The sequence below is a fragment of the Streptomyces sp. NBC_01723 genome (assembly GCF_036246005.1).
GTDB lineage: Bacteria > Actinomycetota > Actinomycetes > Streptomycetales > Streptomycetaceae > Streptomyces.
Genome location: NZ_CP109171.1, coordinates 3,753,356 through 3,767,359 on the forward strand (window position 1 = coordinate 3,753,356; position 14,004 = coordinate 3,767,359).

The window sequence follows — 14,004 nt, forward strand, 5'->3', positions numbered from 1 at the left end:
GGGCCACGCGCCCCGCGCCGGGGACGTGAAGCGGGCCACGTGACCCACCGCACGCCCTGGCGCACCCCCCGCGTGACGTTCGTCATCCCCGGTCGGGGGGCGACCTGTCCAACTGCGGCCGATAACGCGGCATATGACAGTGGCCGATGGCGGACCGGCGTGTGCTGGACCATTCCGCAGCGGCGCCGTCACCCGTTATGGTCCCCGTCGGTGGGTCGAGGTCCCTCGCCCCGCCATGCCCTCGGGGGGAGGGAAGGAAACCAAGACAATGCCCGTACCCGTACCGCGGCAGAGGGCGATCCCGGCCGTGGAGTGTGGTCAGGCGCCCGCCGCGTCCCCGGACAGCGGCCCTTCCAAGGAACAGGCCCCGCCCGGGACGAACCCGGCCGACAACCTCACCAGTCAGCGAGAGAACACGACGGAGAAGAGCGAGAGCCCCACCAGCCGCCGTGGGAGCACCATCCCCACGAACCTGACGCTGCTGCTGATCGAGGACGATCCGGCCGGCTCGCCGCTCGTGCCCGACCTGATCGACCAGACCGGCAAGCCGATCCGCGTCCGCACCGCCCGCAACCTCACCGAGGCCGCGCGGCTGCTGACCGACGACGTCCACTGCATCCTGCTGGACCTCGCCCTGTCGGCTCCCGCCCCGGCCCGCGCCAACGCGGACGCCGACGGCGACGGGAGCGGGGAGGGCCACGACGAGCTGGCGGTGCTCAGGCACGTGCTGGAGCTGGCGCCCCGGCACGCCGTGCTCGCGCTCACCTCCTCCAGCGACGCCGAGCGCGGCGCGGAGGCCGTGGCGGTCGGCGCCCAGGACTACCTGTTCCGCGACGAGCTGGACGGCCGTCTGCTGAGCCGGGCGATCCGGTACGCCGTGGAGCGCAAGCGTTCCGACTTCGCGGAGCGGCGCCTGGCCGAGGGCCGGCTGCGGGCGCAGGAGAACCGCCGTCTCGAGCGCGGCCTGCTGCCGACCCCGCTGCTCGCGGGCTCCTCGCTGCGTTTCGCCGCCCGCTACCGCCCGGGCCGTTCCCGGGCGCTGCTCGGCGGTGACTTCTACGACGTCGTGCGCACCCCCGACGGCACCGTGCACGCCATGATCGGTGACGTCTGCGGGCACGGCCCGGACGAGGCGGCGCTCGGCGTGGAGCTGCGGATCGCGTGGCGTGCGCTGACGCTGGCGGGGCTCTGCGGCGACGAACTGCTCGGCACCCTCCAGCAGGTGCTGGAGCACGAGCGCGCCGACGACGAGATCTTCGCGACGCTGTGCGCGGTGGACATCTCCCCGGACGGCCGCCGGGCCGGCCTGTGCCTGGCCGGGCACCCGGCTCCGCTGGTCGCCGCCCCGGGCAGGCCCGCACGGCTCCTGCCGTACGACAACAACGGCCCGGCGCTGGGTCTGCTGCCGGGCGCCCGCTGGCCGCGCATGCAGGTGGAGCTGGGTGCCGAGTGGAGCCTGATGCTCTACACCGACGGCCTGATCGAGGGCCACATCGGCGAGGGCCGGGAGCGGCTGGGCCAGGACGGCATGGTGGAGATGGTCCGCCGCCAGTTCGCCGAGGGGCTGCAGGGCGAGCAGTTGCTGCGGGCGACCGTGAACGAGGTCCGCGAGCTGAACGGCGGCGAGCTGGCGGACGACCTGGCGGTGGTCCTGCTGGACCGGACGGCCTGAGCCGCCCGGTCCCGGTGACCGCGCGCCGCGCGGGGGCCGGTCAGGCCCGTCAGCGGCCGCCGTTGTACGGGCCGTAGGGGCCGTCACTGCTGGAGCCGCGGCGGGTGCTGCGGCCGCCGCCCGGCAGTCCGCGCAGCGCGGGCCGCACGTCGACCATGTACACGATGGTCGCGATGAGGCCGATGATCGGCAGGAACGACAGGATGTTGAAGATCAGGTTCACCACGAAGGCGAGCGCGAGGATGATCAGCCAGAAGGGCTTGGTCTTCTTGTCGGCCGCGCGGTAGGCGTCCTCGCGGCGCGTGGCGGCGTCGATCAAAGCGAAGCCGCTGAAAAGGATCAGGGCGATGCTCAGCAGCCACATGAAGCCTGCGAAACCCTGCATCAGCACAACGTCCACCACCAGACTCGGGTCGTCATTACGCGGTCACCGTACCCGGAGAACGGGCCGGACACCCCAAGGGTGCCCGGCCCGCTCCCAGTGACCGCTCCGCCGCCTACTTGGCGGGCGGGGTCGTCTTCTTGGCGGCGGGGCTCTTCTTGGCCGGGGCCTTGCGCGGAGCCGGGGTCTTCTTCGCCGCGGCGGCCTTGTCGTCCGTGAGGCGGACGGGCTCGGACGGGGCGGGCTTGGGCTTCGCCGGCTCGACGGCGACGGCCAGCTCCTCCACGTCCTCGGCGATGTCCTCGATGCCCTCGGCGGCCTGGCCGCGCCAGGTGCGCACCGCGTGCTCGCCGCGCTCGGCGACCTTCTCGTAGGTCTCGCGGGCCTTGACGGCGTACTCGGCGGCCACGCCGACCGAGCGCAGCGCGAGGTCCTGGGCGGTCTCGCCGAGCTTCTTGAAGTCGGCGTCGAGGGAGCCGAACAGCTCGTTGGCCTTGGCCTGCAGGGTGCCCTGGGTCTCCTTGACGCGGGCGGTCGCCTTCTCCTGGACGGCCTTCGGGTCGGTGTTGCGCACGGCGTCGATACGCGCCGGCGCCTCGGTGCGCAGCTGCTCCACCAGCACCGGCACCTTCTTGGCCTGCTGGAAGGCCAGGTCGGCGGTGCCCGCGGCGAAGTAGAGCGGGGTGGGGTCGCTGAGGGTCTTGCGCAGGTCGTCGGTGATGGCCATGGTGCTGGTCCTCCGGAATGACGTGTTACTGAGGGTTTTGTGGTGCTTTCGCGGTCGGCGGGCCCGGTATGACGGAGCCGTCGCCGTCCGCATCGGTCCCGAACCCGTTCTCCCTGCGGAACGACTCGTAGACCTGGAGCAGGACCTGCTTCTGTCCCTCGTTCAACGAGGGGTCGGCGAGGATGACCGCGCGCGTCTCCACGTCGTCCCGGTCCCGCTCGGCGTCGAGGATCCCCGCGCGGACGTACAGCGTCTCGGCGGAGATCCGCAGCGCCTTGGCGACCTGCTGGAGCACCTCCGCGCTCGGCTTGCGCAGCCCGCGCTCGATCTGACTCAGGTACGGGTTGGACACGCCCGCGGCATCGGCGAGCTGCCGCAACGACAGCTGCGCGTTGCGCCGCTGCTCGCGCAGGTACTCACCGAGATTGCCGACGTTGAGCGAGGCCATGCCTCCACCATGCCCGACCGTGCTAACTATTGCAAGCAAGCTGCTTGCAATAGTGCGCCATTCGGCCCACGCACCCACTTTTTTGTGCGTACTTGGCAGCGGCGCCCACCCCGCCGAAGCTGATGAGGCGGGTGGACGTCAGGAGGTCGCGCGGGCGGCGGCGTCCGGCCCGGACTGCCTGGCCATGCGCCGGTAGCCCCAGTCGGAGAGAGGAGAGAGAGCCTCGGCGAGATCACGGCCGAACTCGGTGAGGGAGTACTCGGTCTTCAGCGGAAGCACGTCGTACACCCGCCGGTCCACGAGCCCGTCCGCCTCCATCTCGCGCAGCGCCTGGGTCAGCACCTTCTCACTGAGGCCGGGCACCAGCCGCCGCAGTTCGGCCGGACGGCGCGGGCCGGACTCCAGCAGCCACAGCAGTGTGGTCTTCCACCTGCCCTCGATCACGGCGATCGCGGCGGCCACTCCGCAGGCGTTCGCGTCCTGACGCCGGTGCGCCATGCCGTACCCCTTCCGTCACCCTTCGGCCGTCAACCGCCGCGGCGGCACGTGCGGCACGACCCTCACGTACACCAATTTCTCATTACATTAAGGGAGTTCATCCAATGACCATGCACACCGACCAGTCTGCCGCCGCCGTCACCGTTCTCGGGCTCGGTCCCATGGGCCGGGCGCTGGCCGGCGCGTTCCTGGACGCCGGGCTGCGCACCACCGTCTGGAACCGCACCCCGGGCCGGGACGGCGACCTCGCCGCCCGCGGCGCGGCCGTGGCGGCGTCGGCCGAGGAGGCGGTCGCCGCATCGCCGCTGACCGTCGTCTGCGTGGTGAACTACGACGCCTCGGACGCCGTAATGCGCCAGGAGCCCGTCGCCGCCGCGCTCAAGGGCCGCACGGTGGTGAACCTGAGCGCCGACACCCCCGAGCGCGCCCGGGACACGGCCGAGTGGGCCGGGCGGCACGGCGTCCGCTACCTGGACGGCGCGATCATGACACCGACCCCGACCATCGGCACGGACGACGCGGTGTTCCTGTACAGCGGCACCGAGGAGCTGTACCGGGAGCACCGGCCCGTGCTGGCCGCGCTCGGCGGCAGCCACACCCACCTGGGCGAGGACGCCGGGCGGGCCGCGGCCTACGACGTCGCCCTGCTCGACATCTTCTGGACGGCGATGGCGGGTTACGCGCACGCGCTCGCGGTGGCCCGGGCGGAGGGTGTCACCGGCGCCGAACTCGCCCCCTTCGCGCAGGGCATCGCCGCGATCCTGCCGCCGCTGTTCACCGAGTTCGCCGCCGACACCGACGCCGGTACGTACTCGGGCGAGCTGAACCCCATCACCTCGGCCGTGTCGACCATGGCGCACATCGTCCACGCCTCCGAGGCGCACGGCATCGACGCGAGCCTGATGCGCGTCATCGAGGGGCAGGCCCGGCGGGTCGTCGCGCTCGGGCACGGCACGGACGGGTACACCCGGGTCGCGGACGTGATCACCCGGCGCTGACTCCCGCACCCCGGGGGTTCAGAACGGCAGGGGCCGCCCGTGCACCACGTCCAGCCGGGACACCGCGCGGGTGAGCACCACGTAGAGGCGGTGCAGGCCCCGCCCCGAGGAGCCCTCCGCCGCCGCGATCGCGGCCGGTTCGACGGCGACGACGTGGTCGTACTCCAGGCCCTTGACGACGCTCGCGGGCAGCAGGGCCCCCCGGGCGCCGGGCACCTCCGGGCCGGCCGTTTCGATCCCGGCCGCGTCCAGGACCTCCCGCAGGCGGGGCACGTCCGCGTCGGCGGCGACGACACCCACCGAGCCCTCCCGGGTGAGCGCATGCCGTACGGCGTCCACGACCGCCCCCGGCACCGCACCGGGCGCCACCTCGCGCACGCACAGCTCGCCGTCTCCGCGCAGCGAGCGGGCCGGCGGTACGTCCACGTCCAGCCGCGCCAGCAGCCGGTTGGCGAGGCCCACGATCTCCCGGGGCACCCGGAACCCCGTGGTCAGCGGCACCACGGCGGCGTCCGGCCGGCCCAGGTGGGCGAGGGTCGCGGCCCAGGACCGCGCGGCCCACGGCGTGGTCCCCTGGGCGAGGTCGCCGAGGACGGTGAGCGAGCCGAAGGCGCAGCGACGGGCGATCGCCCGGCACTCCATCGGGGAGAGGTCCTGCGCCTCGTCGACGACGACGTGACCGTAGCCCTCGGGATGTTCGAGGAGTCCGGCCACCTCGTCGAGGAGGACCAGGTCGGCGGCGGACCAGCGCGCCGACCTCCACGACCGCGGCGCCCCCGTGGGCCACAGCAGCGCCCGCCGCTCGTCGTCGTCCAGCAGCCCTTCGGCGGCCCGCGCCAGCGCGCCGGGGTCGCCGAGCAGCCGTGCGACGACCTCCTCCGGACGCACCCGGGGCCACACCGCGTCGAGGTGGGCGCCGACCGGCCGGGCCCGTTCGACGCGGCGCACCCAGGCGTGCGGGCGGGGTCCGGCGCGCCGTTCGGCCTGCTCCTGGACGTACCGCACGATCCGGGTCCGCACCCGCTCGCGCCCCACGGTGTACGGCGGCTCCTCCTGGCGCACGTCCGCGACGATCCGGGCCAGCGCGTCGGCCGGGACGCGCCAGCGGTAGGACCCGTCCGGCACGACGAGGTCGCCGGCCGCCTCGGGCGCCACGCGCGCGTACAGGGCGCGGCGCAGCACCTCCGCCGTCCGGGCGTCGTGCTTGACGGCGGCGGTCCGCTCGCCGTCGGTGCCGGTGACCGGGTGCCGGGCGATCTCCGCCAGGAGGGTGGACTGCCGTACGCCGGTCTCACCGAGGGCGGGGAGCACCTCGGCGATGTAGGAGAGGAAGGTGGGGTTGGGTCCGAGGATCAGCATGCCGCCGCGCCGGATGCGCTGCGGGTGGGTGTAGAGCAGGTACGCGGCCCGGTGCAGGCCGACGGCGGTCTTGCCGGTGCCCGGGGCGCCCTGGACGCAGACGGTGGTGGTGAGGCCGGCCCGGACGAGGTCGTCCTGCTCGGGCTGGATGGTGGCAGCGATGTCCCGCATGGGCCCGACGCGGGGCCGCTCGATCTCCCGGGCGACGAGGACACTGGCCCGGGACTCGCCCCGGCCGAGGTGCTCGTCCTCCAGCCCGGTGAGGTCGGCCGAGTCCCCGCGACTGCCGGGCGCCCAGCCGAAACGGCGGCGGACGGCGACGCCCCGGGGGTCACGGGCGGTGGCCTGGTAGAAGGCGCGGGAGACGGGGGCGCGCCAGTCGACGACGAGGGGCGGGGAGGCGGGATGCTCACCGATCCGCAGCCGCCCCAGATGCAGCACCCGCGCCTCGGCCTCCGACGCCTCCGCCACTTCTTCCGCCTCCGCGAAGTCCAGCCGCCCGAAGAACAGCGGGCCCTCGGGCAGCTCGCGCAGTTCCTTGGCCCGGCTGCGCAGCCGGTACCCCAGCACCTCGGCGTCGGCACCGGAGGCGGAGACGTCCTCGCCGGTGACGACGTGCTCCCGGGCCCCGTCGATCATGGCGGCGAGGACGTCCCGGCAGCGCTCGTGGCGGGCGCGTTCGAGGGCGAGGGCGTGCTGGAGGGCGGGTTCGGTCGACGTCATTCCAGCAACCGTACCGGATGACGTGACCGAGTTACATTTCTTACCGAGTAATGGCCAATCCCGGCAGCCCGGCCGCCAGCCCCCCGAACGCCCGCTCCGCCGCCGCCACCGCGTCCGGCCGCACGTCCGCCACCCGCTCCCCGGCCGCGATCCGCCGCCAGTTCTCCAGCGCGAGGATCCGCTGTACGGCGATGATCTGACCGGCGGCCAGCCGGGCCTCCAGATCACCGCCGAGCACCCGCGCGAGCGCGGCCTCGGACCGTTCGAGCTGCGTGTGCATCCGGGCGACGAGGGCGGGCGTGCCGTACAGCAGCCGGTGGAAGTCCAGTACCGCGGGATGGTCGTTGAGCCCGGTCACCGGATCACCCTGCTCCAGGCCCGCCAGGAAGTGCCGCCGCAGCGCGTCGAGCGGATCCGGCCCCTGCCCCGCGACCCGCGCCGCCTCGTCCTCGTGGTCGGCGATGCGGTGCAGGACGAGGTCCTCCTTCGCCGGGAAGTACCGGAAGAGCGTCGGCTTGGACACCTCGGCCGCGGCGGCCACCTCCGCGACGGACACCGCGTCGAACCCCTTCTCCAGGAAGAGCCCGACGGCGACGTCCGACAACACCTGCAACGTCCGCTGCCTCTTCCGCTCCCGCAGCCCGCTCTCCACCATGCGACGACCCTACGCCGGAGGCGCCGCCGGCCCGCTCACGCGGCGGCCGCCGCACGCCAGGGAGGTGTCGCCGCCAGGCCCCACAGGCTGTCGAAGTGCCGGTTCCAGGTGGCCAGGGCGGCCTTGGCGTCGTCGCCGCCCTCCTGGGACCAGACCGTGAGGTCGGTGCGGTAGCCCTTGGGGTCGTAGTACTCCGGATCGGTGCTGCGCAGGACGGTCCGCGCGGTCACGTCGTACAGCCCGTGCAGGACAAGCTCCCGGTTGAAGACGCAGACCTTGTCCGTGGGTATGCCGGGATGCAGACGGTACTCGCAGTGAGCCGTCACCCTGCCGAGCAGGGTCAGTCGCTCCGCCATGACCGAGAGCGTCTCGTCGTACTCCCGGCACTTCTCCTCGAGCCGCTTGCGGAAGTCCGGGTCGTCCACCGGCCTGCCGCCCTCGCCGACCCTCGACGGGACGGTCATGGGCCGCCCGAAGTCTGGGATGAGGAACCGCACGTTCACGTGCCGGATCGGGCCGGGGTCCTCCAGCAGCCCTTCCAGGCGGTGGTAGAGCTCGTTGTACAGGGTCTCCCCGGTGTACCCGAGAAAGCCGATCTCCACGGTGCGGGCCCCGAAGGCCTCGCTCACGAACGTGCCCAGCTCCCGGGACTCGACCTGCGCACGCGCGGGCAGCCGCAGCGACGACGCCAGGTCCTTCACCGACTCGTACAGCACGTAGCCCACCAGGCTGAGCAGCGCGCCTCCCAGGAAGGCCTTGTCCTCCAGGGCGTCGCCGATCGGCTTGACCAACTGGGCGCTGACACCGACGACGAAGAGGCCGAGGAGCAGGGTTCGTGTCACCGTCGGCTCGTAACGGGCCTGAAGACGCCGGAAACGCTGCGCCATTCCCTCGGAATCCGTCCCGCCCGACCTGCCGGACATACGCGGCCCCCCGCCGTCGCGTCGGGAGCGGCTCAGACGTCCGCCGGGAACCTGGCCGCTCGTGACCCCCCATGGTCGCCGAGGGGCAACGCGCGGGCAAGGTAGGGATTGGCCATGGACTTGTCCGGCAGGCCCAGGGCCGCGGTGGCCGCGGCGAGGGTCATGGCGTAGGTCTGGACGGCGCGTTTGACGTTCGGGGCGCCCAGACTCACGCCGGTCACCAGACGATCGAGGTCGACGTAGGCGGACCGGACGGTCTCGATCCACCGGTACACCCGCCAGTCGTCCCGCCAGTGGTGGGTGCAGTCGGGCGGGAGCAGGCGCTCCCAGCGCCGGAACATCCGGTCGCGGATCTCCGGCCGGGTGGGCGTGAGGTGCATGTGGCGGACGAGGTCGTACAGGGGATCGCCCACCATCGCCATCTCCCAGTCGATGAGCGTCAGGCCGCCACCGTCCGGGCGGCGCACCAGGTTCCACGGGTTCAGATCGCCGTGCAGCAGCACGGGTCGCCGTCGGCTCAGGGTGTGGCGGGCGAGGATCTCGGCGAGCCGCACGTTGTCCGGCAGACCCAGTTCGCGGGCGAGTTCCATCGTGGCCTTGGGCAGCTCGCTCACCAGGCGGACCAGCTCGCTGCGCAGCCACGGGTAGAAGGCGGCCCCCTTCAGCGGGTCCAGCCGCCCGCATCCCACCCGGGTCAGCTCGCCCAGCTGGTCCACGAGATCGTCCGCCTCGTACGGCCGCAGCCCGTGCGCCGGATGTTCGGGCGGGGCGAAGCCGTTCGCCGGTCCCTCGTAGGAGTGGATGGTGAACGGTTCCCGCAGCCCGCTCCTGCCCAGGGCCAGCACGCGCGGAGCCTTGACGCGGGCCCCGGAATTCTCGATCTCCCTCAGGACGGCGTGTTCGCTGAGGAACCTGCGCTCCCGGGAGTCCGCGGCGCCCACCTTGCGGCGCACCACGACCGGGAAGTCGATGCCCTCGACGTCCACGGCCGTGTTCAGATGCGCCGTGCCCTTGAACACCCGGTCGGCGGAGGCGGCGCCCTCCTCCAGCAGGGCCCGGTTGACGGCCCACAGCGGGAAGTCGCTGCGGACCGGGAGCCTCGAATCGCGCTGCCACACGATCTGGGACAGCTTCCGTTCGCGGCTGGACCGCACCCCCCGGGACTCGTGCCACCGGTAGAGGATGCGCTCGATGGCCGGCTCGTCCGGCACGCTCTTGAGGCGCAACGGTTCTTCGGCCGCCAGCAGCGCCCTGCGCACCGCCCGGGTCGCGGCGTCCAGGTCCCGCTGGTCGAAGGAGTCCCCCAGCGACTTCGCCGCCCGCATGACGTCCGGATAGACCGACTGGGCCCGCTCGAAGGCGACGTAGTGCCTCAGGTCCCGGTCCAGGCCGTTGACCGCCTTGCCCCGCCGCTCCCCCATCACCTTGCGCCAGGCCTCGACGACCTCCGGCCACTGGTGGTCGGGGTAGCGCATCCGCACCAGGTGCGTGGCGAGGTCGTGCAGGGGGTCGCCGTAGCTGGCCAGCTCCCAGTCGACGCAGATCAGCGGCGGGTCCCCGGCGTAGGAGACGATCACGTTGTCGCGGTGCAGGTCCGTGTGGACCAGGCTGAACGGCCGGCTGACCAGCGTGGGCACCCGCTCGGCGAACCGGACCAGGGCGTCCTCCGGAATGCCCAGCATGGCGAACAGGCCCCCGAAGTCGGCCCGGTTGCGCCGCCTGATCTGCTCGTCCGCCGCGAACGCCAGCGCCCTCAGGAAGGCCCCGCCGTCCCGGCTCGACCGCGGCCAGTACGCGGGCAGCGGCGGCAGGTGCTGCCGGCGCACCTGCGTCATGTCCGCCAGCAGCCCGGCCAGCGCGACGATCAGGTCGTAGTCGACCGGCGTGTCGTTGGGGCAGATGCTCGACAGGGGCACGCCCTCGACATAGCTGAGGACGACGACGTCGCGGTGCTTGGCCAGGCAGCGCGGAACGTTGTGCAGCACCCCCCAGATCCGGTTGAGCAGGTCGGCCTCGTCCTGCCAGGTGCGGATCACCACCGGCAGCGCCGAGGGGATGCGCTTGCGTACGGTGACCCGCGCGCCGCGCTCGGCGGCGACCAGCCTGGAGTCCCCGTCGGTCAGCGGCCGCACCATGTAGTTCAGGTTGTGGTGCCCCCGGCCGAACTTCCCGAGCGCCGTCGCCGAGGCCAGGAACCGGTCGAACGCGTCGTCCGCCGCCCGCTCCAGCGCCGGATTGCCAAGCGGGGAGGGACGACTCACAGAGTGCTCCAGGAGGGACGTGCCACGCGCCAGATCTTCGCTGCGACGAAGAAAGTGGCCACACAGTACAGCCACGTCCCACGGTCCGCTGTGAGTACTCCAGTATTCGGGACCCCCAGGGGCAACCCGGGTGACCGGAACGGGCGAACCACTGCTCCCAATGGACAGTCCGCCGGTCAGACCGGGTCGGCCAGCAGTTCCCAGCACGAGTCGAACCAGGCCTGCATGCTCTGCACGAACAGCGAGCCCGCCGAGCCCGCGTCCCCCTCGTCGTGCACGTGCCGGGTCAGCACCGAGCCCAGGCCCAGGACGTCCAGTGCCTCGACCTCGGTGCCGTCGTCCAGCAGGATCGTCCTCTCCACGACCTGGTACGGCCCGTGGAGGGCCTCCGCCTCCGGGCGCAGGTAGAGCTTGAAGGCGGGCACCAGCGGCACGTGCCGGACCTCCACGTCCACGGACGGCACCAGCCCTTCGGTCCTCAGGTCGTGCAGGGCCGCGAGCAGCGAAGCCGTGTGGCGCTCGGTGATGCCGCGAAGGCGGTGCTGCAAGCGCTCCCGCAGCCGCTGAGCGGAGTCCTCGCGACCGGTGGCGTCCGGGGCCGTCCTGGGGCGCGGATACGGCAGCTCCAGCCCCTCCGAGGGCAGCAGCATGCGCAGGGTGATGCCGTCGGGCTCGATCTCCCCCGTCCGGATCCGCTCCGCCTGGAGCCGGATGTGCGCGTCCAGGCTCTCCGAGGTCAGGGTGAACACGTCGAGCCGCACGTCCGGCCGGTCGAAGGCGCGTGCGACGAACGGACCGAGCGAGACCCGTACCGGTGCCGGCTCCGCCTTCGGGCGGACCGCCGCGTGGATGGGGAGCTTGATCACCCGGGTCCCGCTGCCCTGCCGGGACTCGACCCAGCCCTCCGCCTTCAGCTCGCCGAGCACCCGCTGCACGGTGTCGCGCGAGACGCCGAACTCACCGGCCAGCTCACGCTGGGCGGGGAGGGTCGCGTGCAGTCCGTAGGTGCCGTCGGCCAGTTGCTCGCGCAGCGCCTCCAGGACGCGCTCGAACTCCTTGCCGCCTCCCTCACCGCGTTCCGCGCTCATGCAGCGACCGTACCGCCGGGCACCGACACGCAAACCGCTTTCCGTCACATCGGTCCGCGAAGGAGACAACAGGCAGTCAACCTTCGGCCAGTTGGACTGATTAATCGCCGGTTTCCGTTAGTCGATCAGCCAACAAGGGGACCAACCTGGGGAGAGAAACCGTCCAATTAAGCAGCCAAGAAGCCCAGTTGACGCAGGAGGTGTCCGTGGCCGGCGACCGCAGCGACTGCGTCTCACGCGTGCACCCGCCCCGCCGCGTCCTTCCACAGCAGCCGCAGGACCGGCTGCAGGGAGTCGACGACCGTCTCCGCGCCCGCCTGCCTGAGGGCCTTCGCCTTCTCCTCGTTGCGCGCGTAGCCCAGGAACGGCACCCCGGCCCGTTGGGCGGCCGTGAGGTCGGAGGTGGTGTCGCCGACCATCAGCGCCTGCGCGGGGGCCACCCCCATGGCGCTGAGGGCGCGGTTGAGGCAGTAGGGGTCGGGCTTGAGCAGGTGCAGATCCTGGGTGCGGCCGTAGATGTGCGGGGCGAAGCAGTCCAGCAGACCGCGCGTGGCGAGGTACTCGCCCACCACGCGGGGGGAGTTGTTGGTCGTCACCGCCAGCCCGACCCCGAGCGCCGACCAGGTGCGGATCAGCGGGTCCGCGTACGCGGTCGGCCACGCGGTGGGTACGGCGCGCAGCTCCTCCCGGGTCAGCCGCTCCTCGAAGTCGGCGACCAGGTCGCTGTCGTGGCGCCGGCGGTTGACCGCGCCCAGCAGGACGTGCGGGTCGGGGTGGACCTGCTCCTCCTGGGTCAGCATCCCCTTGAGGCCCAGCCGTTCCAGCCAGTCCACCAGTTCGCCCGCCACCCGGTCGGCGGAGTAGCCCGCGAACAGCCTGCAGATGGGTCCGTCGAAGTCCCACAGGACGACGCGGGCACCCCCGACCAGGTCCCCCAGGCCGCCGGTCCCCTCGGTCACCGGTTCCGCGGGGCCCGCCTGGTCCGCCCGGTCCGCCCGGTCCATCTGATCCGTCTGGTCCGTCTGGTCCGTATCAGGAGTCACTAGGAGAGTGTCATGTCAGTGGTGATGGTTTCCCAGAGGGCGTCGAACCACTTCTGTGATTCCTCCACGAACACGGCGTCCCGATGACCCGCCCGCTTCAGGAAGGAGAAGAGCAGCGACTGGGAGCCGAGGGCGTCGTACATCTCCAGCGTCCGGCTCTCGTACTCCTCCTCGCGCCGGGTCAGCATGTAGTAGCCGAGGAGCGCCTCCTCGCCGTTGAGCAGGTAGAGCTTCATCGGCGGGGTGAACGGCAGGGCGCGGAAGGCGATGTGCACGTCGACGCGGTGGGTGGAGCGCACGGCGTGCAGGTTGTGCTGGAGCACCCGGGCCTGGGCGTTGCGCATCTGGAGCCAGCGCTGGTGGACCGGGTCGTCCTCCTCGTCCTCCACCAGGACGGGGAAGGCCAGCTCGATGTCGCGCGAGGGCATCAGGACGCGGAAGTCGATGGCCTCGGGCCGGATGCGGCCCTCGTGGATCAGGCGGAGCGGCTCGCTGAGGGCCAGCATCAGCGTCTCCGAGGTGTGGCACACGACGTCGACGCGCACGCGCGGTGCCGCGAACGCCGCCGCCAGCCGCGGCCCGAGCGAGACCATCGTCGGCTGGGGCTCGCCCCGGGAGGTGGCGGGTTCGGCGATGCGCGGCGGGCTGCCCTTGCTGACGTTGGTGAGGAGACCGTCCTCCTGGAGGGCGCGCAGGGCCTGGCGCACCGTGCCGCGCTCCACACCGAACTCGTCGGCCAGCTCGGCCTGGGTGGGCAGGCGGTCGCCCGCCTTGAGGTCTCCCCCGCGGATCCGCTCCCGCAGGACGTCGGCGATCTCCTGGGCCGAGAGTCTTCTGCTGCCGTTCACGGACACGTTCTCCTGAGTCACGACCAAACGCTACAACTCCGACCTACCTACGGGGAGTTGTTTGAAACTTGTTTATAGGTAGTCGCCAAGTGGGGACAACATAGTCAGAGTTGGTTGCCAACTTACCCTAGTTGGCGGAAGTTTGACTTCCAGAACGTGCCGGACTTCCCGAAGGGGGGAGAAACACCATGCCTGTCCTCGCCCTGGTCTCCACGGTCTTCGTCATCAGCTTCGAGCAGTTCGTCCAGTGGCGGTACGGCGCCACCGGGATCGTCGGACTGCTCATGCTCACCATTGGCATCAAGGCCAAGAGCCCGTCCGTCAGCTCCGCCGGCGCGGTCCTGCTGGCCCTCCTGGTCGCGGGTCCCGCGCTGTGACC

General features: G+C 72.1%; 14 protein-coding genes. 3 read left to right on the forward strand and 11 right to left on the reverse strand.

The features are described from left to right. The first annotated feature begins 268 nt into the window (after positions 1–268). Positions 269–1,672 carry a PP2C family protein-serine/threonine phosphatase gene (locus tag OIE75_RS17195; protein ID WP_307013407.1) on the forward strand — a complete coding sequence of 468 codons (1,404 nt, stop codon included), beginning with the start codon at positions 269–271 and terminating at the stop codon, positions 1,670–1,672. Between the two features lie 49 nt (positions 1,673–1,721). Here OIE75_RS17195 and OIE75_RS17200 read toward each other — a convergent pair whose 3' ends face one another. The 4 genes from OIE75_RS17200 to OIE75_RS17215 all read right to left on the reverse strand — a co-directional run bounded on the left by OIE75_RS17200 (position 1,722) and on the right by OIE75_RS17215 (position 3,727). Further along, the gene (locus OIE75_RS17200; protein ID WP_307013409.1) at positions 1,722–2,057 is read right to left on the reverse strand and encodes a DUF2516 family protein; all 336 of its coding nucleotides are present in this window, start codon (positions 2,055–2,057) and stop codon (positions 1,722–1,724) included. Positions 2,058–2,169: 112 nt separating this feature from the next. Continuing rightward, a complete protein-coding gene (locus OIE75_RS17205; RefSeq protein ID WP_307013410.1) occupies positions 2,170–2,781 on the reverse strand; it encodes a hypothetical protein in 612 nt (203 codons plus the stop codon). Positions 2,782–2,806: 25 nt separating this feature from the next. Then, positions 2,807–3,229: a helix-turn-helix domain-containing protein gene (locus tag OIE75_RS17210; protein WP_307013412.1), complete on the reverse strand. Its 423-nt coding sequence runs from the start codon at positions 3,227–3,229 to the stop codon at positions 2,807–2,809. A gap of 138 nt (positions 3,230–3,367) precedes the next feature. Further along, positions 3,368–3,727, reverse strand: coding sequence for a winged helix-turn-helix transcriptional regulator (locus OIE75_RS17215; RefSeq protein ID WP_307013413.1), 360 nt, complete (start codon positions 3,725–3,727; stop codon positions 3,368–3,370). A 104-nt stretch (positions 3,728–3,831) separates the two neighbouring features. Between OIE75_RS17215 and OIE75_RS17220 the strand changes: the two genes are divergently transcribed. Then, positions 3,832–4,725 (forward strand): NAD(P)-dependent oxidoreductase, encoded by an 894-nt coding sequence (locus tag OIE75_RS17220; protein ID WP_329471407.1) that lies wholly within the window; start codon positions 3,832–3,834, stop codon positions 4,723–4,725. Between the two features lie 18 nt (positions 4,726–4,743). On the opposite strand, the gene OIE75_RS17225 is transcribed toward OIE75_RS17220, so the two are convergent. From OIE75_RS17225 to OIE75_RS17255, 7 genes are all read right to left on the reverse strand, one after another. After that, complete coding sequence (locus tag OIE75_RS17225; protein ID WP_329471408.1) at positions 4,744–6,807, reverse strand: HelD family protein; 2,064 nt, start codon at positions 6,805–6,807, stop codon at positions 4,744–4,746. Positions 6,808–6,847: 40 nt separating this feature from the next. Next, positions 6,848–7,462, reverse strand: coding sequence for a TetR family transcriptional regulator (locus OIE75_RS17230; protein ID WP_329471409.1), 615 nt, complete (start codon positions 7,460–7,462; stop codon positions 6,848–6,850). A gap of 35 nt (positions 7,463–7,497) precedes the next feature. After that, positions 7,498–8,304 carry a hypothetical protein gene (locus tag OIE75_RS17235; RefSeq protein WP_307013421.1) on the reverse strand — a complete coding sequence of 269 codons (807 nt, stop codon included), beginning with the start codon at positions 8,302–8,304 and terminating at the stop codon, positions 7,498–7,500. A 113-nt stretch (positions 8,305–8,417) separates the two neighbouring features. Further along, entirely contained in the window at positions 8,418–10,520 is a 2,103-nt protein-coding gene (locus tag OIE75_RS17240; RefSeq protein WP_329474005.1) for a phosphotransferase family protein, read from the reverse strand. Positions 10,521–10,822: 302 nt separating this feature from the next. Then, positions 10,823–11,734, reverse strand: coding sequence for a winged helix-turn-helix domain-containing protein (locus tag OIE75_RS17245; RefSeq protein WP_329471410.1), 912 nt, complete (start codon positions 11,732–11,734; stop codon positions 10,823–10,825). 233 nt (positions 11,735–11,967) lie between these two features. Next, positions 11,968–12,777, reverse strand: coding sequence for an HAD family hydrolase (locus tag OIE75_RS17250; protein WP_443078368.1), 810 nt, complete (start codon positions 12,775–12,777; stop codon positions 11,968–11,970). Beyond that, positions 12,777–13,652, reverse strand: a complete 876-nt coding sequence (locus OIE75_RS17255; protein WP_307013426.1) for a winged helix-turn-helix domain-containing protein — start codon at positions 13,650–13,652, stop codon at positions 12,777–12,779. Before OIE75_RS17255 ends, OIE75_RS17250 begins: the two co-directional genes overlap by 1 nt. 161 nt (positions 13,653–13,813) lie before the next feature. Here OIE75_RS17255 and OIE75_RS17260 point away from each other — a divergent pair, with 161 nt between their 5' ends. Beyond that, entirely contained in the window at positions 13,814–14,002 is a 189-nt protein-coding gene (locus OIE75_RS17260; RefSeq protein ID WP_307013428.1) for a hypothetical protein, read from the forward strand. Positions 14,003–14,004: the final 2 nt, after the last annotated feature.